Annotated in this window: 20 protein-coding genes; 8 read left to right on the forward strand and 12 right to left on the reverse strand. The window is 60.7% G+C overall.

Annotation, left to right across the window (positions count from 1 at the left end; genetic code table 11):
- The first annotated feature begins 38 nt into the window (after positions 1-38).
- Complete coding sequence (locus DWB67_RS01955) at positions 39-524, forward strand: MarR family winged helix-turn-helix transcriptional regulator (protein ID WP_119805814.1); 486 nt, start codon at positions 39-41, stop codon at positions 522-524.
- Here DWB67_RS01955 and DWB67_RS01960 read toward each other — a convergent pair.
- The 9 genes from DWB67_RS01960 to ggt form a co-directional block, all read right to left on the reverse strand.
- Positions 521-2,791, reverse strand: coding sequence for an FdhF/YdeP family oxidoreductase (locus tag DWB67_RS01960; protein ID WP_119805815.1), 2,271 nt, complete (start codon positions 2,789-2,791; stop codon positions 521-523). The genes DWB67_RS01955 and DWB67_RS01960 overlap by 4 nt on opposite strands.
- Before the next feature lie 69 nt (positions 2,792-2,860).
- A complete protein-coding gene (locus DWB67_RS01965; RefSeq protein WP_119805816.1) occupies positions 2,861-5,071 on the reverse strand; it encodes a xanthine dehydrogenase family protein molybdopterin-binding subunit in 2,211 nt (736 codons plus the stop codon).
- A gap of 3 nt (positions 5,072-5,074) precedes the next feature.
- The gene (locus DWB67_RS01970; protein ID WP_119805817.1) at positions 5,075-6,037 is read right to left on the reverse strand and encodes a xanthine dehydrogenase family protein subunit M; all 963 of its coding nucleotides are present in this window, start codon (positions 6,035-6,037) and stop codon (positions 5,075-5,077) included.
- Positions 6,034-6,558 (reverse strand): 2Fe-2S iron-sulfur cluster-binding protein, encoded by a 525-nt coding sequence (locus DWB67_RS01975; protein ID WP_119805818.1) that lies wholly within the window; start codon positions 6,556-6,558, stop codon positions 6,034-6,036. Before DWB67_RS01975 ends, DWB67_RS01970 begins: the two co-directional genes overlap by 4 nt.
- A 76-nt stretch (positions 6,559-6,634) precedes the next feature.
- Positions 6,635-7,663 (reverse strand): HlyD family secretion protein, encoded by a 1,029-nt coding sequence (locus tag DWB67_RS01980; protein ID WP_119805819.1) that lies wholly within the window; start codon positions 7,661-7,663, stop codon positions 6,635-6,637.
- A gap of 18 nt (positions 7,664-7,681) precedes the next feature.
- Entirely contained in the window at positions 7,682-9,292 is a 1,611-nt protein-coding gene (locus DWB67_RS01985; protein WP_255418506.1) for an MFS transporter, read from the reverse strand.
- On the reverse strand, positions 9,289-9,717 hold the full coding sequence (locus tag DWB67_RS01990; RefSeq protein ID WP_119805820.1) for a MarR family winged helix-turn-helix transcriptional regulator: 429 nt from the start codon (positions 9,715-9,717) through the stop codon (positions 9,289-9,291). The genes DWB67_RS01985 and DWB67_RS01990 overlap by 4 nt, the downstream gene beginning before the upstream one ends.
- A gap of 119 nt (positions 9,718-9,836) precedes the next feature.
- Complete coding sequence (locus DWB67_RS01995) at positions 9,837-10,823, reverse strand: bile acid:sodium symporter family protein (RefSeq protein WP_119805821.1); 987 nt, start codon at positions 10,821-10,823, stop codon at positions 9,837-9,839.
- Positions 10,824-10,839: 16 nt separating this feature from the next.
- The gene (ggt, locus tag DWB67_RS02000) at positions 10,840-12,432 is read right to left on the reverse strand and encodes a gamma-glutamyltransferase (RefSeq protein WP_119805822.1); all 1,593 of its coding nucleotides are present in this window, start codon (positions 12,430-12,432) and stop codon (positions 10,840-10,842) included.
- Between the two features lie 88 nt (positions 12,433-12,520).
- Between ggt and DWB67_RS02005 the strand changes: the two genes are divergently transcribed.
- From DWB67_RS02005 to DWB67_RS02035, 7 genes are all read left to right on the forward strand, one after another.
- Positions 12,521-13,195, forward strand: a complete 675-nt coding sequence (locus DWB67_RS02005) for a GntR family transcriptional regulator (RefSeq protein ID WP_119805823.1) — start codon at positions 12,521-12,523, stop codon at positions 13,193-13,195.
- A gap of 27 nt (positions 13,196-13,222) precedes the next feature.
- The gene (locus DWB67_RS02010) at positions 13,223-14,008 is read left to right on the forward strand and encodes an inositol monophosphatase family protein (RefSeq protein ID WP_255418507.1); all 786 of its coding nucleotides are present in this window, start codon (positions 13,223-13,225) and stop codon (positions 14,006-14,008) included.
- A gap of 204 nt (positions 14,009-14,212) precedes the next feature.
- A complete protein-coding gene (gene ribA / locus DWB67_RS02015) occupies positions 14,213-15,253 on the forward strand; it encodes a GTP cyclohydrolase II (protein WP_255418531.1) in 1,041 nt (346 codons plus the stop codon).
- Positions 15,253-16,197 carry a zinc-binding alcohol dehydrogenase gene (locus DWB67_RS02020; protein ID WP_119805825.1) on the forward strand — a complete coding sequence of 315 codons (945 nt, stop codon included), beginning with the start codon at positions 15,253-15,255 and terminating at the stop codon, positions 16,195-16,197. Before ribA ends, DWB67_RS02020 begins: the two co-directional genes overlap by 1 nt.
- An 18-nt stretch (positions 16,198-16,215) precedes the next feature.
- A complete protein-coding gene (locus DWB67_RS02025; protein ID WP_119805826.1) occupies positions 16,216-16,611 on the forward strand; it encodes a 6-carboxytetrahydropterin synthase in 396 nt (131 codons plus the stop codon).
- 1 nt (position 16,612) lies between these two features.
- Positions 16,613-17,380 (forward strand): trans-aconitate 2-methyltransferase, encoded by a 768-nt coding sequence (locus DWB67_RS02030; RefSeq protein WP_119805827.1) that lies wholly within the window; start codon positions 16,613-16,615, stop codon positions 17,378-17,380.
- Positions 17,381-17,393: 13 nt separating this feature from the next.
- Positions 17,394-18,221, forward strand: a complete 828-nt coding sequence (locus tag DWB67_RS02035; protein WP_119805828.1) for a RibD family protein — start codon at positions 17,394-17,396, stop codon at positions 18,219-18,221.
- 3 nt (positions 18,222-18,224) lie between these two features.
- Here DWB67_RS02035 and DWB67_RS02040 read toward each other — a convergent pair whose 3' ends face one another.
- The 3 genes from DWB67_RS02040 to DWB67_RS02050 all read right to left on the reverse strand — a co-directional run bounded on the left by DWB67_RS02040 (position 18,225) and on the right by DWB67_RS02050 (position 21,198).
- A complete protein-coding gene (locus DWB67_RS02040) occupies positions 18,225-19,148 on the reverse strand; it encodes a bile acid:sodium symporter family protein (protein WP_119805829.1) in 924 nt (307 codons plus the stop codon).
- Positions 19,149-19,352: 204 nt separating this feature from the next.
- Positions 19,353-19,676 carry a 2Fe-2S iron-sulfur cluster-binding protein gene (locus tag DWB67_RS02045; protein ID WP_119805830.1) on the reverse strand — a complete coding sequence of 108 codons (324 nt, stop codon included), beginning with the start codon at positions 19,674-19,676 and terminating at the stop codon, positions 19,353-19,355.
- Between the two features lie 106 nt (positions 19,677-19,782).
- Positions 19,783-21,198, reverse strand: coding sequence for a DegQ family serine endoprotease (locus DWB67_RS02050; RefSeq protein ID WP_255418532.1), 1,416 nt, complete (start codon positions 21,196-21,198; stop codon positions 19,783-19,785).
- Positions 21,199-21,206 lie beyond the last annotated feature (8 nt).

Genomic DNA, 21,206 nt, shown 5'->3' on the forward strand with positions numbered 1-21,206 from the left:
GAATTTAAATGTCAGTTTTTAAAAAAAATGAGGATAAAATGGACAGTGATCCGCTTCTGGCCCGACTGCTGTCATCCGATCTGAAGGAATTGTCTTCGATCACCCATATTGTGTTGTCGAACAACCAGGTGACAAACCGCTATATCGAACGGCGTTACGGCATGCCTGTCCAATGCTGGTCGGCGCTTTATGCCATTACGTCTTTTCCAGGATTGCGGGCACGCGATGTCATGCGGGTTTTCCCGCGTCCACAAAACACCATCAGCCGTGCCGTCAGCCTGCTGGAACAGCGCGGCCTGATCACGCAGCGTCCTTCTGTCGAGGATGGGCGCGCCAAGCAGTTGTTCCCGACCGATGCAGGACAGCAGTTGAACGATGAAATCCGCGCAACCATCCAGAAACGGCAGGCCGAAATTTTCTGTGTCCTGAGTGATGATGAACAGGCGACCCTGCTGGCGCTGTGCCAGAAAGTCGTGGCCAACCCCGGATTATATCAATCCGGGGCGATGCCCGACGCGGATTAAGTCACGTCGATACTGACAGGGATGCCCTTGCTTGCGGGGGTATCCGAAAGCCTGTCGCCGCGCGACAATGGGGCCAGCGGGTTCAATTCGGGGAAATACCCCGCCAGACAGCCGCGCGGCAGATCATAGGGAATGACGCGCAAGCCTTTGACTTGCCGCTGGACATCATCGTCCATAACTGACCGCAACGCGATGCGCTGTTCAGCCTTCAGCCCCAGCGCCTGCATGTCCTGTGGGGACATCATGACCAGCATCCGGTCGCCGGTGATTCCGCGTAAACGGTCCGACATGCCATAGATGGTTGTATTGAACTGGTCGTTCGATCGCAGGGTCATCAGTCGGAAAACATCGGCTGCATCGCCCAAGCCCGTCGCATCCAGATCCTGCGGCACGGTAAAATTCGCCTTGCCACTGTCGGTTTTCCACTGCCGTTCCCGTGCGGGATTGCCGCGGTAAAAGCCACCGGACTGGTTCATCCGCGTTTCAAAGTCATGAAACTGTTCGGGATAGGTCTTGGCGATCAGCGACCGGATTTTCGCATAATCGCCTGTCCAGTCCTGCCATGCCAGTCTGGGGTTCGGATCAACCGTCGCGGCAGCAATGCCCGCAATAATTGCCACCTCGGATTTCAGGTCTTCGCTGGCGGGGGTGCGATGCCCGATCGAGGCCTGGATATGGCTGAAGCTATCCTCGACCGTGACCTGCTGGTTGGTGCCGTTCTGGATATCCTGTTCTGCCCGCACCAGACAGGGCAGGATCCAGGATGATTTTCCGGGCATCAGATGGGTGCGGTTCAGGCGCGTTGCGATATGGACCGTCAAGGGCATCGTTCCCCAAGCTTGCACCACGCGGTCCTGATCAGGAACCGCACGGGCCAGATTGCCGCCCAAACCGACATAGCCCTGCGCATTACCTTCCAGCAACGCGTTGACAAAGGCAGTGGTGTTCCAACCTTCCTCCATCGGGGGTTCGATCCCGAACAATGCGCGCAGCTTGTCATTCGGCACCAGATCGGGTTTTTCAGAGATACCTACTGTGCGCTGGCCCTGCACGTTGGAATGGCCACGCACCGGCGAACACCCCGCCCCCTTGCGACCGATGTTACCGCGCAGCAGCAACAGGTTCACCAAGGTCCCGATGGCATCGGACCCATGCACATGCTGCGTCAGACCCATGCCATAGACACCGATCACCGCCTTTGATCCCGCATAGACCTTGCCGGTCTGTTCCATCTGCTGACGCGACAGACCGCTGACCTTTTCCAACCGGTCCCACGGTGTTGCGGCCACCCAATCCATCCAAGATTGCAGACCATGGCAGTGCTGGTTCAAGAAATCGTGGTCAAGAATGCCTCCCTCGGTCTCCTCCAGCTCCAACACATGTTTGGCAATGCCGGTCAGTGCGGCAATATCGCCACCGGTGCGGACCTGCAGATAGCTGTCGGCAATTTCGGTCGGGGCACCCACTGTCATCTGCATCGGGCTTTGCGGATTGGCGAATTCTATCAGACCCTTTTCCCGCAATGGGTTCATGGCGACGATATGGCACCCGCGCTTGGCAGCCTCTTGCAAGGGGTGCAGCATGCGCGGGCTGTTGGTGCCGGGGTTCTGGCCGACATGCAGAATCATGTCGCAATGTTCGAAATCCTCCAGCACACAGGTGCCGACCGGTGATCCGATCATCTCACTTAACCCCACCGAGGTGGTTTCATGGCACATATTCGAACTGTCAGGCAGATTCGTATGTCCATAGGATCGCGCAAACAGCGCATAAAGATAGGATGCCTCAAGCGCGGCCTTGCCCGACGCATAGAAGGTGACCTTCTTTGGGTCCAACTGCTGCAATTCGGCCCCGATGGCGTCAAATGCCGCATCCCATGTCGTCGGGACGTATTTATCCTGCGCCGCGTCATAGCGCAGCGGATGCGTCAACCGCCCTGCCCGTTCCAGATCGTATTCCGACCACGTCACCAGATCGGCAACCTTATGCGTGGCAAAGAAATCCGGTCCGCATCGCGCCGAGGTCAGGTCCCATAATGTCGCCTTGGCACCGTTTTCACAAAACTCGGCTGCATGTGGATGGGCAGGTTTGCCCCACGCGCAGGAACTGCACATCGTCCCGCCCAGCTTGTTCTGATGGGCCAGCGTCTTCATTGCCCCCGGACTTGGGCGGGCCGTACGCCCCACCGCCGCCATGCCCTTGGCCGACCCCCAACCACCGACAGGGCCGTCATATTCAGCAACTTGGGGCATTTTATCATCGGCCATGGGGGGCGTCCTTTATCTGGGATCATGTCATGGAAAAGGCGGCAAGGGTTCACCCCCTGCCGCCTTGTATCAGGATGCTGCCGTAAAAGGATCAGGCAGATCCGCCAACAGCTTGTCCGGTGTCATCGGGAAATCGCGCAAACGTACACCGCAGGCGTTGTAAATGGCATTTGCCACCGCCCCTGCAGCACCGCAGATGCCCAATTCGCCGACACCTTTGGCCTGTAAGGGGGATGCGACGCCGTCACGTTCCTCGACGAAGATCACCTCCATCTTGGGAATGTCGCGGTGAACCGGCACATGGTATTCGGCCAGATCATGGTTGACCAGATGACCGTCACGGTTATCAAAGGCCAATTCCTCGGTCAGCGCACTGCCGATGCCCCAGACCATACCACCCAGACATTGCGACCGCGCGGTCTTTTCATTCAGAACACGCCCGATCCCGAAGGCACCCGTCATACGGCGCAGGCGCGTTTCGCCGGTAAAGGCATTCACGGCAACCTCGACAAAGAAGGCACCATAGGTCGCCTGCTGATAGTTTTTCGAGGTTTTGCCCGGCTTGATAAGCCCGATCTTGGCAATATCACCGTCCAGAAGATCGGTGACGGGGCGCGGCGCGATCCCTTCGGCCCATGCCATACCGTCTTGCAGATGCAGATCGTCAGGGCGGCATTTCAGACGACCCGCCAGAACGCCGCGGATCGCCTCGCAGGCCCGAAAAACCGCCGATCCGGTCGAGCTGGCACCCCAGCTGCCCCCCGAGCCCGCACCATGCGGCAATGAACTATCGCCCAGCTCTACCTCGGTACGGTCAATCGGCTGGCCCAACATCTCGGCTGCGATCTGGCCTAGAATGGCATAGCTGCCGGTGCCGATATCGGTCTGGTCGCTTTGCACCAGAAGCGATCCATCGGCCCGCATCGTCACCCGTGCTTGTGCCGCCATCAGGATATTCACCCGCGCAGCCGACGCCATGCCCATTCCGATCCACCATTCGCCTTCGCGACGCATACAGGGGTTCGGCTTGCGCTTGTCCCAGCCAAAGGCTTTGGCACCCTGATCCAAAGCCTCGACCAGTTTGCGCGATGAATATTGCGTGCCGTCCCCCGGCACCACTGAAGGAATATTGCACTTGCGCAATTCAATCGGGTCAATCTGCATCTGGCAGGCCAGTTCGTCCATTGCGGATTCCAGAACCTGCATGCCTACAGCCTCGCCCGGGGCACGGACAGAACCTGCGGTTACGCGGCAAATCTGCGACAGCTCGATCGCTAGACGGCGGTTCTCACCGGCATAAAGAAACTCGGTCGCTTGGGTCACGGGTTCGGCAAAGGCTTCGTCGGGCAGGTTCGACACCCATGCCTCGTGCCCCAAGGCAATCAGGCGGCCATCCGCATCCGCGCCCAATCGCACCCGTTGTTCGGTTTCCGACCTGCGCATAATGATCTGGAACACCTGCTGGCGCGTCAGAACCACGCGCACCGGACGTCCCAATTCCCGCGCCGCGACCGCTGCGGAAACCGCGTCATGCGAGATGCCCAGCTTCGATCCGAAGCCACCGCCGACATAGTTCGACAAGATCCGGACCTTGCTGGAAGCAATACCCAGACTGTCTGCCAATTCCTTGATGTTGTATTTCAACATCTGGAAACTGCCCCAAAGGGTCAGCTTGTCCCCGTCCCATTCGGCAATCGAGGCATGCGGCTCCATCGCGGTGCTGGAATGTCCGGGGGTGGTATAGATATGGTCGACCACGTGTTTCGCCTGCGTCATCGCATCGTCGATGTCACCCGCTTCAGTCGGTTCGGTCGCTGGTTCGGCCATTTCGCGGGATGGCACAAACACCGCATCTGCGGATTGATCGTCATAGTCAATCTGCAACGCCTTGGCGGCTGCGGTGGCTTGTTCAAAGGTTTCGGCCACGACCAAAGCAACCGGCTGCAAGGGGAAATCCACCTGCTGCACATCTTGTGCAGGTGCCTGCCCCGCAGTGCCTTGGGCCGCGCGGCGCAGCATGGCCTGCGCGGCGTAGACCCCCAACACACCGGGCATCGCCATCACCTTATCGCGGTGAATGGCGGTGACGCGGCCTTTGCTGATGGTTGCGCCAACCAACACACCTTCGGCGCAATCGGGGCGCTGATATTCGGCGGCATAGGTTGCCTGTCCCGCAACCTTCAGATGGCCCTCGGGGCGGTCCAGCGGCTTGCCGATCACACCCTGTTTGGTGCGGTCCAGCATATTGCGCTGGTCAGGACGGTCATATGTTCCAAACATCACTCACACTCCCGTCGCTTCGGCCAGAACGGCTGCAAGGGTGCGCCGCGCCAGAGGAATCTTGAAATCATTGGCCCCATGCCCCTGTGCATTTTCCAGCAGCAGGTCGGAAGCCTTGTCGAACAATGCAGTTGATGGCGTTTCACCGGTCAGCAGTTCTTCGATGCGGGGATCATGCCAAGGCTTATGTGCCAGACTGCCAAAGGCCAGTTGGGCATGGGCAATGCGGCCCTGATCCATCCGGATCACCGCCGCCACCGACAGCAAGGCAAAGGCATAGGACGCGCGGTCGCGCACCTTGCGATAGATATGCTGCCCTTTCACCGGCGCAGGCAAGGTGACACCTGTAATCACCTCGCCCTTTTGCAGCACGTTTTCGAATTGCGGCTTATCCCCCGGCAGGACGTGGAAATCACGCACACGGACCGTGCGCGCATCACCGCTGCCTGCGATAACCACATGGGCGTCCAAGGCTGACAGCGCGACCGCCATATCACCGGGATAGGTGGCGATGCAGGCATCCGACGCACCAAGAATGGCGTGAATACGGTTGAACCCGCCCATCGCCGCGCAGCCGGACCCTGGCTGCCGCTTGTTACAGGCCGACCGGTTGTCCATGAAATAGCCGCAGCGTGTGCGTTGGCACAGGTTGCCACCCGTCGTCGCCTTATTACGCAGTTGGGGACTGGCACCTGCCAGAATGGCCTTGGACAGAAGCGGCCAATCCTTGCGGATACGGGGATCGGCGGCGCAATCGGAATTGGTCACCAAAGCACCGATCCGCAGGCCGTCGCCCTCTGGCTCGATCAGGTCCAGACCGATGCGATTGATGTCCAGCAGGCTGTCAGGGGTCTCGACCTCCAGCTTCATCAGGTCCAGCAGGTTGGTGCCGCCCGCGATCAGCTTGGCGTCGGCGGCAACAGCATCGGGCAAAGCAGAGGCGCGGGTATAATCAAAAGCCCTCATGATGCCACCTCTTGTCCCATGGCATCCTTGATGGCGCTGATGATGTTGTCATATGCACCGCAGCGACACAGATTACCGCTCATCCTTTCGCGCAACTCGTTGTCGCTGATGGCGGGTTTGGCGGCGACGTCATCGGTCAGGGCGCTTGGCCAATCTGCCTTGATCTCCTCGATCATGGCCGCGGCGGAACAAATCTGGCCGGGGGTGCAATAGCCGCACTGGTATCCGTCATGTTCGACAAAGGCTTTTTGCAGCGCCGACAGCTTGTCGGGCATTCCGATGCCTTCGATGGTCGTGACCTCGTCACCGTCATGCATCACGGCCAGTGACAGGCAGGAATTGATGCGGCGTCCGTTGACGTGGACGGTGCAGGCACCGCATTGACCATGGTCACAGCCTTTTTTGGTTCCTGTCATGCCCAGTTCAAGGCGCAGGAAGTCCAGAAGACTGCGACGCGGGTCGCCGTTAAAGTCATAGGTGGTGCCGTTGACGGCAATCCTGGCTGCGCGAGTGTTCGCCATCTTGGGCTCCTTGATCCGCGTTTGCTGGGTCAGGGCAAACGTGGCACAAGGGCTTGGGTTCCCGCCGTTCCAGATATCACTGGACGGCGGACACTACGACAGACATGCCCGGACGAAGTTGGTCCGCATCTTCCTGCCCGTCGTCAATAGACACGCGAACCGGCAGGCGTTGGGCAATTTTGGTGAAATTGCCCGTGGCATTGGTTCCCGACAAAAGACTGTATTCCGATGCCGTCGCGGGCGAAAATGACTGCACTTTGCCGTTAAATCGACGCCCTTGCAGCGCATCGACGGTGAAGGTCACAGCCTGCCCTTGGGTCAACCCGTTCAGGTTCGTTTCGCGGAAATTTGCGATGACCCACAGATCGGTGCCGACATGGGACACCAAAGCCGTTCCCGGCGTGACATATTGCCCCACGCGGACGGACAGCTGGCCCAGACGGCCATCGGTTGGTGCACGGATCACGGTATTGTCCAGATCGATACGCGCCAGTTCGACTGCGGCTTCGGCGCTGGTAATATCGGCGTGACGGGAATCCAGTGCGACACGGGCCGAACGGATCGCCTCGTTCTGGACGGCAAGCTGGGCATTGGCCTGCGTCTGGGCGGCAAGTGCCTGTTGCAAGGTCAGCTGCGCCTGATCGGTCGAGGATTGCGACGTGACGCCCCGATCCAGCAAGCGCCCTGAACGGTCCGCTGCCGTCTGCGCGATTTCCAGCGCCGAGCCTGCGGCATCCACCGCAGCCTGATTGGCGCGGGCCGAGGCTTCGGCGGACACAATGCTTTGTTCGGCAACCTCAAGTGCGGCATTGGCCGCCTGCAACTGCGCCTCGGCCTGTGCCAGTTTCTGGCGGGCGATACGGTCGTCGATACGGGCAATGACGTCGCCCGCCTTGACGGTGTCGAAATCTGTTACCTCGACCTCGGACACATAGCCCGAGGCTTGGGGGGCCAATGATGTGACCTTGCCCCGCAGATAGGCGTTTTCCGTCGTCGGCGTCGATGCCTGGAACGGCGGCAGATGCCATGCGAACAGCAACAAAAGCACACCGGCAATCCCCAGAACCAGGGCAACGGCAGTTGGCAGAAGGTTTTCTTTTTTCATGGTCTTGCCCTTGAATATTCAGGTTGCGGCCTTGCGGGCCATCATGTCGCGCAGCACATGCAGCAGCAGTGCCCCCGCCGCGATCATCGCGACGATTGCCGTCAGCAGATAGGCATCGGCATAGGCCTGCACCCAGGCCTGCGCTGTGGCGATCTGGACGACCTGACTGGCGGCCTGCGCGGTACGCACCGAACTGTCGGTGATCTGTCCGGCCAGATTGGTCGCATAGAGGGTCAGTGCTTGCACCGTCATCGGATCGCTGGGGGTCAGCTGTTCGGCCAGCCCCTGCAAATGGAACGCCTGCCGATGCGTGGTGAAGGTGGTGAACAGCCCCGACCCAAGCACCCCGCCCAATGTTTGGGTCGAGATAAAGACGATGATAAACGACAGCAGATATTGCGGCCCTTTGGTCAGTGCGGTGATCAGCCCCGTCATCATCGCGGGCGGCATGAACAGCATGCCTGCGAATCCGACCAGCGCCTGACTGAAGATCATCTGGGCAGGCCGCGTCAGGCTGGTGACCTGACTGTCCAGCAATGCCCCAAAAGCAATCAGCAACAGCGCGATCAGGTGGAACCACGGCACACGGTTCGGGCGCATCCATGCCACGCAGGCCAGCGCACCCAGCAGGGTGGCCACTGTGATTACCGCAAACAGCACCACCATCTGGCTGGGTGCGACGCCCAGAATGGTGAACATCTTGGGCGCGCCCGCGGCCTGTTCGGACAGGATCAGCCGGAACAGGAACAGCGTCCCCGTCAGGTGCAGAATGGTAGGGCTGGCCAGCCAGCGCACATCCAGCAGCGGCGCCTTGCGGTTCAATTCGACAATAATTGCCAGCGTCAGTGAAATCACCGCAACGACAATCGTCCAGCCGATCCACGCGGCATTCGTCCAGTAATAGATCGGCCCCATGATAAAGGCGGTCGTCATTCCCCCGAACCCCAGCGCGATCAGACCGAAGCTGAGGAAATCCGTCGGCTCGATCACCTTCATGCGAGGGATGGGGCGCAGGGGCAGGAAGAACACCAGCATCAGCGACACCATCGCCATGCCCAGCCCCGTCAGGTGGATCCACAGCAACCCGCCATCACCGATCAGCGCCGGTGACACGATCCGCGCAAGGGACGACCCCAACAGCAATACCGTCAGCGCCATCGGCAGGCCCAGACGCATTTTCCATTCGGGGGCCAAAGCCTCTAGCATGTAAAGGAAGCCAAGCGTCGACAGCGGCGCAGCTGCGGCACCCGAAAGCGCCTGAACCACAAGGGCCGACCGGAAATCCGTCACCCAGACAGCGGTAAAGGCAACCAGCACATAGACGATGATCCCCAGTTCGGCAAAACGGCGCAACCCGTATTGCGTGCGGACCTTGATCAGCAAGACCGGCAACGCCGCGCGGGGAACGGTATAAGCAATATACAGCCACGCCGCCTTCGAGGTTGTCACCCCCAGATCACCGGCGATCTGCGACAGGTTGGTGGTGATAAACCCCTGTTGCAGGCCCTGCGAAAGGGCAATCATCGCAGCCGCCGTCATATAGGCCACCGCCAGCCAGAACGGCAGCGGCGGGTGCGGCGCAGGACGCTGCGGGGCGGCAGGTTCTGCGGGTTGGGGCTGGTCGTTCATGTGCGGTCCAGCTTGCGGATATTGTGGGTGATCTTGTTCAGGACCAGCATGGTGCGGTCCAGTTCCTCGGTCGGGATGTCATCCAGCATCGCACTGCGCAGGTGATTGGTAAATTCAACGATGGCCGCATCGCGTCCGCGTTCAGTCAGAAACAGCGCGTTTTTACGGGCATCACTGTCCAAAGGGCGGCGTTCAATAAAATCATCCGTAACCAGCGCATCGATCTGACGCTTGAGGGTCGGTGCCTCGATCCCCAGATCGGTGGCCAGCTGGGTTTGGGTAATGCCTTCGTTGCGGGCCAGCGTGGTCAGGGCACGGGCGCGCGACAGGGTCAGCCCCATCGCCTGGGCCTGATGGTCATAGCAACGGCGCAGATCGCGCATCAGATGCAGGATCGCCTCGATGATGACATGTGATTGCGTCATGGGACATGCTTTCGCTGATTCATTAGCCAGCTAAGAAGTTTCCCCGCGCGGGTCAACACCTGACACTCTGAAAAATTGCACGTCATGCAATTCCGGAATGTCAGGTTTGCAATCCGGTTCTATGCAGCCAGCATCTGCGCCTGCACCTTGCGTGCGCTGTGCTGGGCAATCATCGCACAGACCAGCAACTGGGACATGTGATAGACCATGACCGGCAGGACCACCGCCCCCACCGTTTCCGCCGGAAACAGCGCCGCTGCAATCGGCAGGCCCGACGCCAGACTTTTGGTCGAGCCGCAAAAGAACAGGACCGAACGATCCGGTCCGGGCAGGCGGAACGCGCGACCGATGCCTGAAATCACCCCGAAAACCAGCGCAAGGAACGCCAGCATCACGCCGATCAACGCGATCAGGCTGGCAGGCGGAATCGATGCCCAAAGGCCCGATACGGTGCCTGCGCCGAATGCTGAATAGACGATCAGCAGGATCGCACCGCGATCGACAACCAGCGTCAGCATCTTATGCGCTTTGACAAACCCGCCAACCCAAGGGCGCAGCAACTGGCCAAGGATGAAAGGCAACAGGATTTGCGATCCGATGCGGACCATCGCATCTAGACTGACACTGCCATCACCTGCATGCAGCACCAGCGCCGCCAGCGTCGGGGTCAGCACAACACCCAGCATATTCGACAGTGACGCCGAACAGATTGCCGCCGGCACATTGCCCCCCGCCATGCTGACAAAGGCAATCGAGGATTGCACGGTCGATGGCAGCACGGAAAGAAACAACAGGCCCATCGTCACCTCGGGACCAAGAAGATCACCAAAGATCGCTGCAACCCCAAGTCCCAGCAACGGAAAGACCACATAGGTCGCGATGAATGACAGCCCTTGCAGCCGCCAGTTCATCATCCCCGCCTTGACCGAGGACGGATCCAGCTTGGCGCCATAGATAAAGAACAGCAGCGCCACCGCCCAATAGGTGACTTGCGACAGCCCTACAGCCGCCACGCCGCGTGCGGGCAGCACCAGCCCCAGCAACACTGTGCCCAGAAGCAACAGCATATAGGTGTCGATGCCGATGCGTTTCAGAAATCTTAACATATCCGCCGTCCTTGTCCTAATAGCCCAGTGCCATGCCGTCTTTACGGCTGTCCGATCCACCCTCTAGCAGGCCGGTATCTGCATGGATCCGGATGGCCTGCGACCCGCCCATCGGTGTGGCCAGCACGTTGATTGCATGCCCCCGTGCCGCCAGATCGTCGCGGATATCGGCAGGCATGGATGCCTCGACGTCCAGACGGCCTTCGGTGGCAAAGCTGCGCGGCTGGTCCATGGCCTGTTGCAGGTCCATGCCCTGATCAATCAGCGCCGACAAAAAGGCCGCATGACCCGCTGCCTGATATTGCCCGCCCATGACGCCGAAAGGCATCACCACGCGGTCGCCTTGGGTGACCATGCCCGGAATGATCGTATGCATGGGACGCTTGCCCGGCGCGATGGCATTCGGATGACCGGGGATCAGCCGGAACGACGCGCCACGGCTTTGGAACAGCACCCCCGTCGCAGGGTCCAGTCGCGTCGACCCGAACCCGTGAAAGATCGAGTTGATGAAGGAAATCGCATTCCCCTGACCATCCACGACGCACAGATAGATCGTATCCTTATGTTCCGGTTCGTCCCACAAGGCAGGCGGCATGGCGCGCGTCATATCGATCCGCGCCCGCAGCGCGGCAATGGCAGGGTCCGACAGCAAGGTTTCCACCACATCGGGGCAACCGGCAGGGTCACCCAGCAATTCGTCGCGGTGGTGATAGGCCAGCTTGGTCGCCTCGGCCTGCAAATGGACACGGTCGGCAGGGGGCATGGCGGCGATGTCGAACCCTTCGATGATCTTCAGAATCAACAGCGCGGCCAGCCCCTGCCCGTTCGGCGGGCATTCATGGATATCATACCCGCGATAGGATGCGCTGATCGGATCGACCCAATCAGCCCCGTCGGTGGCATCCGCAAAATCCTGTTCTGTGTGCAAGCCGCCAAGACTGCGCAGATGCGCGACCATCTTGGCTGCAGTCGGACCCTGATAGAAAGCTGCAGGACCCTTTGTGGCAATTTCCTGTAACCGGTCGGCCAGCAGGGGTTGGGCATGGCGGGCACCTGCGACGGGCGGCTTGCCATCCGGCAAAAACACGGTGGCGGCATGTTCATCGCCCGCGATCAACTCCGCAGCCTCGGCCCAGTCCTGCGCGACGCGTGGCGTGACCGGAAACCCGTTGCGGGCATAGGCGATGGCTGGCGCAAACAGATCGGCCAGCGGCAAAGTCCCATGATCGGCATGCAAGCGGCACCATGCGGCAATCGCGCCGGGGACAGTGACAGCATGAGGGCTGGTCTGGGGAATATGATCCTCCAGTCCGGCATCCTTCAGCGCGTCGATCGTGGCAGCAGCAGGCGCACGGCCAGATCCGTTCAGCGCCATGACCTTGCCACCCTTGGGCGCATAAAGCGCAAAGCAATCGCCGCCGATCCCCGTCATCAAGGGATCGACCACTGCCTGCACCGCGCTTGCCGCAATCGCCGCATCGACCGCATTGCCACCCTTGGCCAGCATTCCCAACCCTGCCGCCGTCGCCAGTGGATGTGATGTCGCCACCATTGCCTTGCCCGCATAGGTCGGGGGCCTGCGGCCTGAAAGAAAATCAAAGCCTGTCATCTGTCACCTCCTGCCGGAATCACTTGGCGTTTGCCTTTTGAATTGTATACATATCATAATATAAAAAATACAATTAAGGTTGCAAATTATGTCCGCGCCCCGTTCTGCCGACCAGATACATGCCAGTTTGTCGGCGCAGATCGTTGCAGGGCAACTGCGGCCCGGCGATCCCTTGGCCGAGGCCGCCTTGGCAGACCGCTTCAACATGTCCCGCACCCCCGTGCGTGAAGCATTGCAAAGGATGGCCGCCGAAGGACTGGTCGAACGCGGGCCCCGCCGTGCCTTTATCGTTCGCCGCATGACCCCGACCGATCTGGGCCATATGTTCGAGGCTTTGGGCGAAATCGAGGCACTATGCGCCCGTCTGGCCGCACAGCGCATGACCCCGATCGCACGGGCCCAGCTGACCGAAATTCTTGCCGTCGAATGCCGTACCCATGACGATTACGCCGCCCTGAACCGGCGCTTCCACGAAGCATTGCGACTGGGGGCAGGTAATCAGGTCCTGTCAGATTTACTGGCCGATCTGAACCGCCGCACCCTGCCTTGGCGCAATGCCCAGTTTCACACCAGTAACGGACGGATGGACAGTTCAAGGCAGGAACATCATGCGATCCTGCAGGCGATTATCGCGCAGGATGGTGACAAGGCGGCTGCCCTGATGCGCGATCATATGGCAGGATCACTGGCGGTTGTCCTGGCGATGATCGCACCGCGCGAAACAACGGGCAACCCGCCGCCGTCCCGCGGCGTTACGCCCTGACACCCGCCAAATGATAAAGGTGCCGATTTGTCCCTGAACCGCGACCTGACACTTGCCGTTGACGCTGCCCATAAGGCTGGCGATCTGCTGATGACCTATTGGCGCGATCGGGCCAAGCTGGTGATCAGCGAAAAGCGCCCCGGTGATTTTGTATCGCAAGCCGACCACAAGGCCGAGGATCTGTTGCGCGACCACCTGCTGGGGCCAAACCTTGATGACGGCTGGCTGGGCGAGGAAACAGGCGAAACCACAGGCACCAACCGCCGCTGGATCGTCGATCCGCTGGACGGGACCACGAATTTCCTGCGCGGGATCGGGCATTGGGCTGTCTCTATCGGGCTGGAACAGGATGGCGAACTGGTGCTGGGCGTTGTGCATGATCCGGTCAAATCCGAAACATTTACTGCGGTGTCAGGGGGGCTGTTCCTGCTGAACGGCCAGCCGGTTCCACGGATGCCTGATCCCGAATTCCACGCCTGCCTGTTCGGCACCGGCCTTCCCTTTGGCAACATGCCGCATATCGAAGATTACGCCGCAGATCTGTGCCGCATCCTGCCGAATTCATCAGGGGTGCGCCGCATGGGGGCCGCAGCGTTGGATCTGGCTTATGTCGCTGCGGGTCGGCTGGACGGTTTCTGGGAACGCCGTCTGCGTCCTTGGGACATTGCAGGGGGATTGGTGCTGCTGCGCGCGGCAGGCTGCCATGTCGAGGGGTGGAGCGCTAATGAACGCCCCGAAGACACCGGCACGGTCATTACCGCGCGACCTGTCCATTTCGACCGCTTTGCAGCCGCGCTGCGCCAAAGCGGTTAGGGCCGAAAGCCTCGCGACAAACTGACACGTCCAGGGAAGATTGCGGAACCGAAGCATCTGTTGTCATGTTCCCTTTCCCGTGCCCTTTCATTTTCCTTGGACAGACGGTTGATCATGCGTGCTTTTTCCCCGCTCAGCTTCGCAGCTCCTTCTGCGCAAACCGAAGACCCTTTCGCACCCGCGCTGTCCGAGCGCGTCGCCCGCATGGTTTCGGATTTGCGACTTGGTTTGCCTGTGGTGCTGACGGATAGCGAAGGCGCGGCGATGATCCTGCCGGTCGAAACGCTGTCGCAAGACCGCTATCACGCATTGGAAGGCGCCGCCGAACTGGTCATGACATCACGTCGCGCTGCTGCCTTGGGCCAGCACCCTTCAGAAGGTGACGTGACATTGATGCCTGTTCCGGCAGCCGCGCGGCTGGACTGGCTGAAGGCATTGGCCGATCCGTCGCGGCAAATTCCTGTCGCCTCGGCCATGCCATTGTCATCGGATCAGACACCCGCCGACCTGCATCACGCCGCCATCCGTTTGGTCAAAAAGGCCGAACTGGTACCGGCGGCACTGGTCGTCCGCGGGCCGAACGTGATGGAGACGGCCATTCGCCATAACCTTGGCGTTCTTCATGCATCCCAAGCGCTGGAACAAACCGGCGCCCCCCGCGACCCGCAGCCGGTTTCGAACGCCCGCGTGCCGATGTTCGCCGCCCATGCAGGACGCCTGCATGTGTTTCGCAACAACGACGGCGGGGCGGAACATTACGCCATTCAGGTCGGCGACCCCGACCCGTCGCAACCGGTTCTGGTGCGCCTGCATTCCGCCTGTTTTACCGGTGATGTGCTGGGCAGCCTGAAATGCGATTGCGGTCCCCAGCTTCGCGCCGCATTGGCCGCCATGAACGACGCCGGATCCGGCGTCCTGCTGTACCTGAACCAGGAAGGTCGCGGTATAGGTCTGGCCAATAAGATGCGCGCCTATAGCCTGCAGGATCAGGGGCTGGACACGGTTGAGGCGAACCATACCCTTGGCTTCGAAGATGACGAACGCGATTTCCGCACGGGTGCCGCATTGCTGCGCCAGATGGGCATTGGACAGGTGCGCCTGATGACCAATAACCCCGCCAAGATTGCCCGTCTGGACAGCGAAGGCATCAAGGTGGTGGAACGGGTTGCCCTGCATGTCGGTCGCGGGCCGGAAAATACCCGCTATCTGGACACAAAGGCCAGCAAATCGGGACATATGATGTGATGATGGCATCTGCACTTTGGGTCACAGGGCCTGACCGGACCGAAATCCGCCCTGCCGCCATCGGCACGGGCAGTCACGTCAAAACCCTGTTCACAGGCATCAGCCGCGGGACCGAGCGTCTGGTCCTGTCCGGTTGCATCCCCGACAGCGAATATGACCGTATGCGCGCGCCCTTCCAGCAGGGCGATTTTCCCTTTCCGGTCAAATACGGATATTCCAACGTAGGATTGGCGACCGAGGGGGCCTATTCCGGTCGGAACGTTTTTGCGCTGTTCCCGCATCAGGACAGCTTCCGCCTTCCCGATGATGCCCTGATTCCCTTGCCACAGAACCTGCCCCCCGAACGCGCGGTTCTGGCGGCGAATATGGAAACCGCGCTGAACATCCTGTGGGATAGCCACGCAGGGGCCGGTGACCGGATCACCATCATCGGGGCGGGTCTGGTCGGCCTGCTGGTCGCATCCCTTGCCGCCCGCCTTCCGGGGGCCGAGGTGACAGTGATCGACACCCTTCCCGCGCGGGCCTCACTGGCGCGTTCGTTTGGCTGTGATTTCGCGGCACCCGATGCTGCCCCCGCCGAACAGGACGTTGTGATCCATACCAGTGCCAGCCAAGCCGGACTGGTCCAGGCCCTACAGATTACCGGCCCCCAAGCAACCGTGGTCGAGGCAAGCTGGCATGGTGCGAACAACGTCGCGCTGCCCTTGGGGGCGGCCTTCCACAGCCAACGCCTGCGGATCATCAGCTCTCAGGTCGGGTCAATCCCGCCAGACCGTGCGCCGCGCTGGAATTACCGTCGCCGCCTGACCAAAGCGCTGGATCTGTTGGTCGATGACCGGCTGGATGCGTTGATTTCCGGACAAACCGCTTTTGCCGATATAGCAGCCGCTTATCCACGTATTCTGGCCGATCCGGAAACACTGTGCCACCGCATTACTTATTGACCGTCAAAGGAAGACCCTATGTTTGCTGTCGAAGTCCGTGACCATATCATGATCGCCCATTCCTTCCCCTCGCCCACCTTCGGTCCGGCCCAAGGCGTGCATGGTGCAACCTTTACCGTCGATGCCGCCTTTTTTACCGACAGTATTGATGACGAAGGTCTGGTGATCGATATGGGTTTGGCCACCGATGCTTTGGGTGCCGCACTTGCACCCCTGCGGTATCAGAACCTTGACGATGTTCCGGCCTTCAAGGGGAAATTCACCACCACCGAATTCCTGTGCAAAGAGATTTTCGACAGCCTTGCACAAACTGCCCGCGACGGTGGTCTGGGGGATGCCTCGCGCCTGAAAAAGCTGCGGATCACCCTGCATGAAAGTCATGTCGCCCGCGCGTGGTACGAGGCGAACCTGTAACATGGGCTTTTCACCGGAATGGCTGTCCTTGCGTGAACCTGTCGACCGGCAGGCGCGTGATGCGGATCTGCTGGCACAGGCGGTCAAGGCCGCTGGCCCCGATCCTGTTATTCTGGATCTGGGTTGCGGAACGGGATCGACGCTGCGGGCCTTTGCGGGCCATCTGCCTGATCACGCCCGCTGGCATCTGGTCGACAACGATCCCGACCTGCTGCAGATTGCCAAAAATCTTGGCAATTGCGACACGCATGTGCTGGACCTTGCCGATTTGCAGGCGCTGCCCTTGCAAGGGGTGACGCTGGTGACAGCCTCGGCCTTGCTGGATCTGATGTCGGCGGATTGGGTGGACAGCTTGGTGGCTTTGCTGGCCGATAAGGGCATCGGGTTCTATGCGGCGCTGTCCTATGACGGCGTGATGCAATGGGACCCGGCCCTGCCCCGCGACCACCCTGTGACCGAAGCATTCAACCAGCACCAGCGCAATGACAAGGGGCTTGGCCCCGCGCTTGGTCCTGATGCCGCAACTGTGGCTATGGATGCTTTTGCGCGGGCCGGCTTTACCGTCACCCATGCCAGCACGCCGTGGCGCATCGATGCCGACCATACCGATATGCACCGCGAATTGGTCCAAGGCATCGCCCAAGCGGCATCCGAGGCAGGCGCCTCGATGACGGAAGACTGGGCACGCACGCGGATCGGCATGGCCAGCGACAGCCTGTGCCTGATCGGGCATCAGGATATTCTGGCCCTGCCGCCGACACACAGCTGATAGAGGGATCACCATGCACGCCATTGATGTCACCCCGAAAGTCTGGGACCGCCTCCAATCGGTGCGTCGTGACGGTGCCTGTTTTTGCTGCGGTCAGTTCACCACGGCAGAACGCGCCGCCCTGCAAATATACGGCCCCGTCGCAAGGCGCGATCTGGGTCCGCTGACCATTGCCCAGATCGGCCAGTCGCTGGATGGGCGGGTGGCCACCGCATCGGGTGACGCCCGTGACGTGTCCGGCCCCGAGGGGCTGGCGCATCTGCACCGTCTGCGGGCCCTGGTTGATGGTGTGATCATCGGCGTCAAAACCGCCCTGCATGACAATCCGCGCCTGACCGTGCGGTTGTGCAGCGGCGACAATCCGGCACGTATCGTGATCGATCCACGCGGGCGGTTGCCCGATGATGCCCCCGTGCTGAAACCTTGCGGCGCGCGCCGGATCATTATTCAGGCGGTCGACCGCGAACGCTCTGCAGGGGTCGAAGTTCTGCGCCTAACCGCCGCCAATGGTCGCCTTGATCCGCAACAGATCCTGACCGGCCTGCATGGCATGGGCCTGAACAGCCTGCTGGTCGAGGGTGGCGGCCTGACGATCACCGGCTTTCTGGAGGCGGGGTTGCTGGACCGGCTTCAGGTCTCTATCGCGCCACTGATTATCGGCGCTGGCCCGCAGGGTCTGACAACGATGACACCGGTCCAGACCCTGTCACAGGCTTTGCGTCCGGAAACGCGGGTCTTTGGTCTGGGCAGCGATATTGTCTTTGACTGTGCCTTCGGGGATATGGCCGTCAGTGCTAATACCCCGATGCATCGACCGCCGCTGGTATCGGCGGCCTGCTAGGCATTATTTCATCCGCGACAGCACACTGGCCACAATCGCGCCCGAGATATTGTGCCAGACACTGAAGATCGCGGCTGGCACGGCAGCAAGAGGCGAAAAATAGGCCGTCGCCAAGGCGGCAGCCAGACCTGAATTCTGCATCCCCACCTCGATCGCGATGGCTTTGCGGCGTGCAAGGCCAAGACCCGCAGCGCGCGCGGCCAGAAAGCCGACCAGATAGCCCAAGCCGTTGTGCAGAACGACGACGACAAAGATCATCAGACCGGATTCCGCAATCGCCCCTTTTGATGCCGCGACAACCGCCGCAACGATCAGCACGATTCCCGTGACGCTGACCAAAGGCAATGCAGGCACCGCGGCACGAACCAATGTCGGCACCAGTTTCTGCGCCAGAAATCCAAGCGCCAGCGGCAGCAGCATCAGCTTCAGGATCGAGATGAACATCGCCCATGCGTCCACCGGCAGATATTCACTGGCCAGCATCAACATCAGGAAAGGGGTCACAATCGGCGCGGCCAAGGTCGTCACGCTGGTGCAGGCCACGGAAAGCGCCGTATCGCCCTTGGCCAGATAGGTCATGACGTTGGACGACGTTCCACCGGGGCAACAGCCGACCAGAATGACCCCCGCCGCAACCTGCGGGTCCATGGGGATGATGCGGGTCAACAGCACGGCCAACAGCGGCATGATCAGGAATTGCGATACAACGCCAACGCCAACCTCGACCGGACGGCGGAAAACCTCGGCAAAGTCGCGGGTCGAGATGGTCAGACCCATTCCGAACATAATGATCCCCAGCAGGGGAACGATCCACGGGGTCAGTTGACGGAACTGCTCCGGCAGCAAGAAGCCCAAGACTGCGAACAGCAGCACCCAAAGCGCAAAACTATTGCCGACAAACTGTGAAAAACGCGCCAAAGCCTTCAAGACACCCTCCTGTAGCGCATGAAAGATGCGCCGTCATCTGGGGCAAAGCCCTTACTGCGCGTGTCGGGCAGGCACAACCCGCGCGGGGCGAATATTGCACGCGGCTGGAAAAATCTTCTGATGCGGGGGTTAATTGGTACCGGCCATGAAAAAGCCGCACCCTTCCATCAAGGGCGCGGCTTGCGGCATCTTATCGGGTCAGGATCAGATCTGGCGTTCGGGCAGTTGCACCACCAACCCGTCCAGATCGTCGGTGACCTTGATCTGGCAGGTCAGACGCGACCGTGCGGGATCGGGCTGATAGGCGAAATCAAGCATATCCTCCTCCATCGCGTCGCGGGCGGGCAGTTTGTCCAGCCATGCCGGATCGACATAGACATGGCAGGTGGAACAGGCACATGCGCCGCCGCAATCGGCATCAATGCCCGGAATGCCGTTGTCGCGCGCACCCTCCATGACTGTCATGCCCGGACGGACCTCGACGTCGTGACGGGTGCCATTGTGTTCGATGTAGGTAATCTTCGCCATGTCGCTCGTTCCCTTGTTCTTACGTCGAATTAGACAATCAGGGCCGCTTTGAAAAGGGGCAGCCCCGCAGGACTGCCCCATTCAGGTCACATGGTGGCGCGGTGCTTTATTCCGCGTCGCTTTCCTCCTCCGGCAGGGTCAGTGCAACGAACAGCGGTTCACCTCCGCGACGGATCAGCATCAGCACGGACTTGCGGCCCGCCTCGCGCGCCTCGGAAATGCGGTCCTGAAGTTCCACGACCGAGGTGATGGCCTGCTGGTTGACGTCGGTGATGATGTCACCAGCCGCCAGACCCTTGTCAGCCGCCGGACCTTCGGGGGCGACGCCGGTGATGGCCACGCCTTTTGCATCGCGCGATGCACCCAGTTCTGCCGCCATATCCGGCGTCAAAGCGGTCAGTGACATGCCCAGAATATCGGTCTCGGTCGGTTCGTCTGCTGGCTGCGGGGTGGTTTCCTCACCCTGTGCCGTTTCGCGGCGTCCAAGCGTCACGTCAAGCTTTTCCGCCTTGCCGTCGCGCAAAATATCCACGGAAACAGTATCCCCCGAGGGCGCCTCGGCGACGCGGCGGACCAGACCGCGCGTGTCTTCGACTGTCTGACCGTCGAAACCGGTAATCACATCACCGGTCTTCAGGCCTGCTTCACGTGCCGGACCTTCGGGAACATCGGTGATCATTGCACCGCCCTTGGCATCCAGCCCAAGCGCCTCGGCCATTTCCGGCGTCACATCCTGAATCATCACGCCCAGCCAGCCACGGCGGGTTTCCCCGAATTCGCGCAGCTGGTCGACCACCTCGGAAACGACATTAGACGCCATCGAGAAGCCGATCCCGATCGAACCGCCGTTCGGCGACAGGATCGCCGTATTCACGCCGATAACCTCGCCCGACATATTGAACAAAGGCCCGCCCGAGTTGCCGCGATTGATGGCAGCATCGGTCTGCAGATAATCGTCATAAGTGCCGGATAATTCACGGTTCCGCGCCGAAACAATCCCCGAACTGGCCGAAAAGCCCTGTCCCAACGGGTTGCCAAGCGCCAGCACCCAATCACCCACACGGGCGTCATCGCTGTCACCGAAGCCGACGAAGGGAATGGCTTTTTCGCCTTCGACCTTCAACAGGGCGACATCGGTATTGGGATCTGTACCGACAACTTTGGCAGGCAGCGTTTCACCGGAATAGAATTCGATCTCGATCTCATCCGCGCCGTCGATGACGTGGTTGTTGGTCACGATATACCCATCGGCCGAGATGACAAACCCCGACCCCAAAGCGTTCGACCGCTGGGGTGTGCGCTGCGAAGGGCCGCTGTCCGGGCTGCCGGGCACACCGGGAAAGCCGAATTCGCGGAACAGGTCCGAAAACGGGCTGCCTTCGGGAAAGGACGGGCCGCCGCCTGTCGGCTGGGACACAACAGATGTCGTCGTGATGTTTACGACGGCGGGGGAAACTTGTTCGGTCAGATCGGCAAAGCTGCCCGGCATGACCTGCGCGGGTTCGGCTTTTGCGGCATCCATCCCCAAGG

This window comes from Paracoccus sp. JM45 (assembly GCF_003590715.1).
In the GTDB taxonomy this organism is placed as follows: Bacteria; Pseudomonadota; Alphaproteobacteria; order Rhodobacterales; family Rhodobacteraceae; genus Paracoccus.

What these genes read in the sequence shown, in the direction of transcription:
- ggt (WP_119805822.1), bottom strand. Translation starts at nt 12,432, where the DNA reads ATGACAGGCTTTGATTTTCTTTCAGGCCGCAGGCCCCCGACCTATGCG.
- DWB67_RS02005 (WP_119805823.1), top strand. Translation starts at nt 12,521, where the DNA reads ATGTCCGCGCCCCGTTCTGCCGACCAGATACATGCCAGTTTGTCGGCG.
- DWB67_RS01985 (WP_255418506.1), bottom strand. Translation starts at nt 9,292, where the DNA reads ATGAACGACCAGCCCCAACCCGCAGAACCTGCCGCCCCGCAGCGTCCT.
- DWB67_RS01990 (WP_119805820.1), bottom strand. Translation starts at nt 9,717, where the DNA reads ATGACGCAATCACATGTCATCATCGAGGCGATCCTGCATCTGATGCGC.
- ribA (WP_255418531.1), top strand. Translation starts at nt 14,213, where the DNA reads ATGGTTTCGGATTTGCGACTTGGTTTGCCTGTGGTGCTGACGGATAGC.
- DWB67_RS02025 (WP_119805826.1), top strand. Translation starts at nt 16,216, where the DNA reads ATGTTTGCTGTCGAAGTCCGTGACCATATCATGATCGCCCATTCCTTC.
- DWB67_RS01970 (WP_119805817.1), bottom strand. Translation starts at nt 6,037, where the DNA reads ATGAGGGCTTTTGATTATACCCGCGCCTCTGCTTTGCCCGATGCTGTT.
- DWB67_RS02030 (WP_119805827.1), top strand. Translation starts at nt 16,613, where the DNA reads ATGGGCTTTTCACCGGAATGGCTGTCCTTGCGTGAACCTGTCGACCGG.
- DWB67_RS02050 (WP_255418532.1), bottom strand. Translation starts at nt 21,198, where the DNA reads ATGGATGCCGCAAAAGCCGAACCCGCGCAGGTCATGCCGGGCAGCTTT.
- DWB67_RS02035 (WP_119805828.1), top strand. Translation starts at nt 17,394, where the DNA reads ATGCACGCCATTGATGTCACCCCGAAAGTCTGGGACCGCCTCCAATCG.
- DWB67_RS01980 (WP_119805819.1), bottom strand. Translation starts at nt 7,663, where the DNA reads ATGAAAAAAGAAAACCTTCTGCCAACTGCCGTTGCCCTGGTTCTGGGG.
- DWB67_RS02045 (WP_119805830.1), bottom strand. Translation starts at nt 19,676, where the DNA reads ATGGCGAAGATTACCTACATCGAACACAATGGCACCCGTCACGACGTC.
- DWB67_RS02020 (WP_119805825.1), top strand. Translation starts at nt 15,253, where the DNA reads ATGATGGCATCTGCACTTTGGGTCACAGGGCCTGACCGGACCGAAATC.
- DWB67_RS01955 (WP_119805814.1), top strand. Translation starts at nt 39, where the DNA reads ATGGACAGTGATCCGCTTCTGGCCCGACTGCTGTCATCCGATCTGAAG.
- DWB67_RS01960 (WP_119805815.1), bottom strand. Translation starts at nt 2,791, where the DNA reads ATGGCCGATGATAAAATGCCCCAAGTTGCTGAATATGACGGCCCTGTC.
- DWB67_RS01965 (WP_119805816.1), bottom strand. Translation starts at nt 5,071, where the DNA reads ATGTTTGGAACATATGACCGTCCTGACCAGCGCAATATGCTGGACCGC.
- DWB67_RS01975 (WP_119805818.1), bottom strand. Translation starts at nt 6,558, where the DNA reads ATGGCGAACACTCGCGCAGCCAGGATTGCCGTCAACGGCACCACCTAT.
- DWB67_RS01995 (WP_119805821.1), bottom strand. Translation starts at nt 10,823, where the DNA reads ATGTTAAGATTTCTGAAACGCATCGGCATCGACACCTATATGCTGTTG.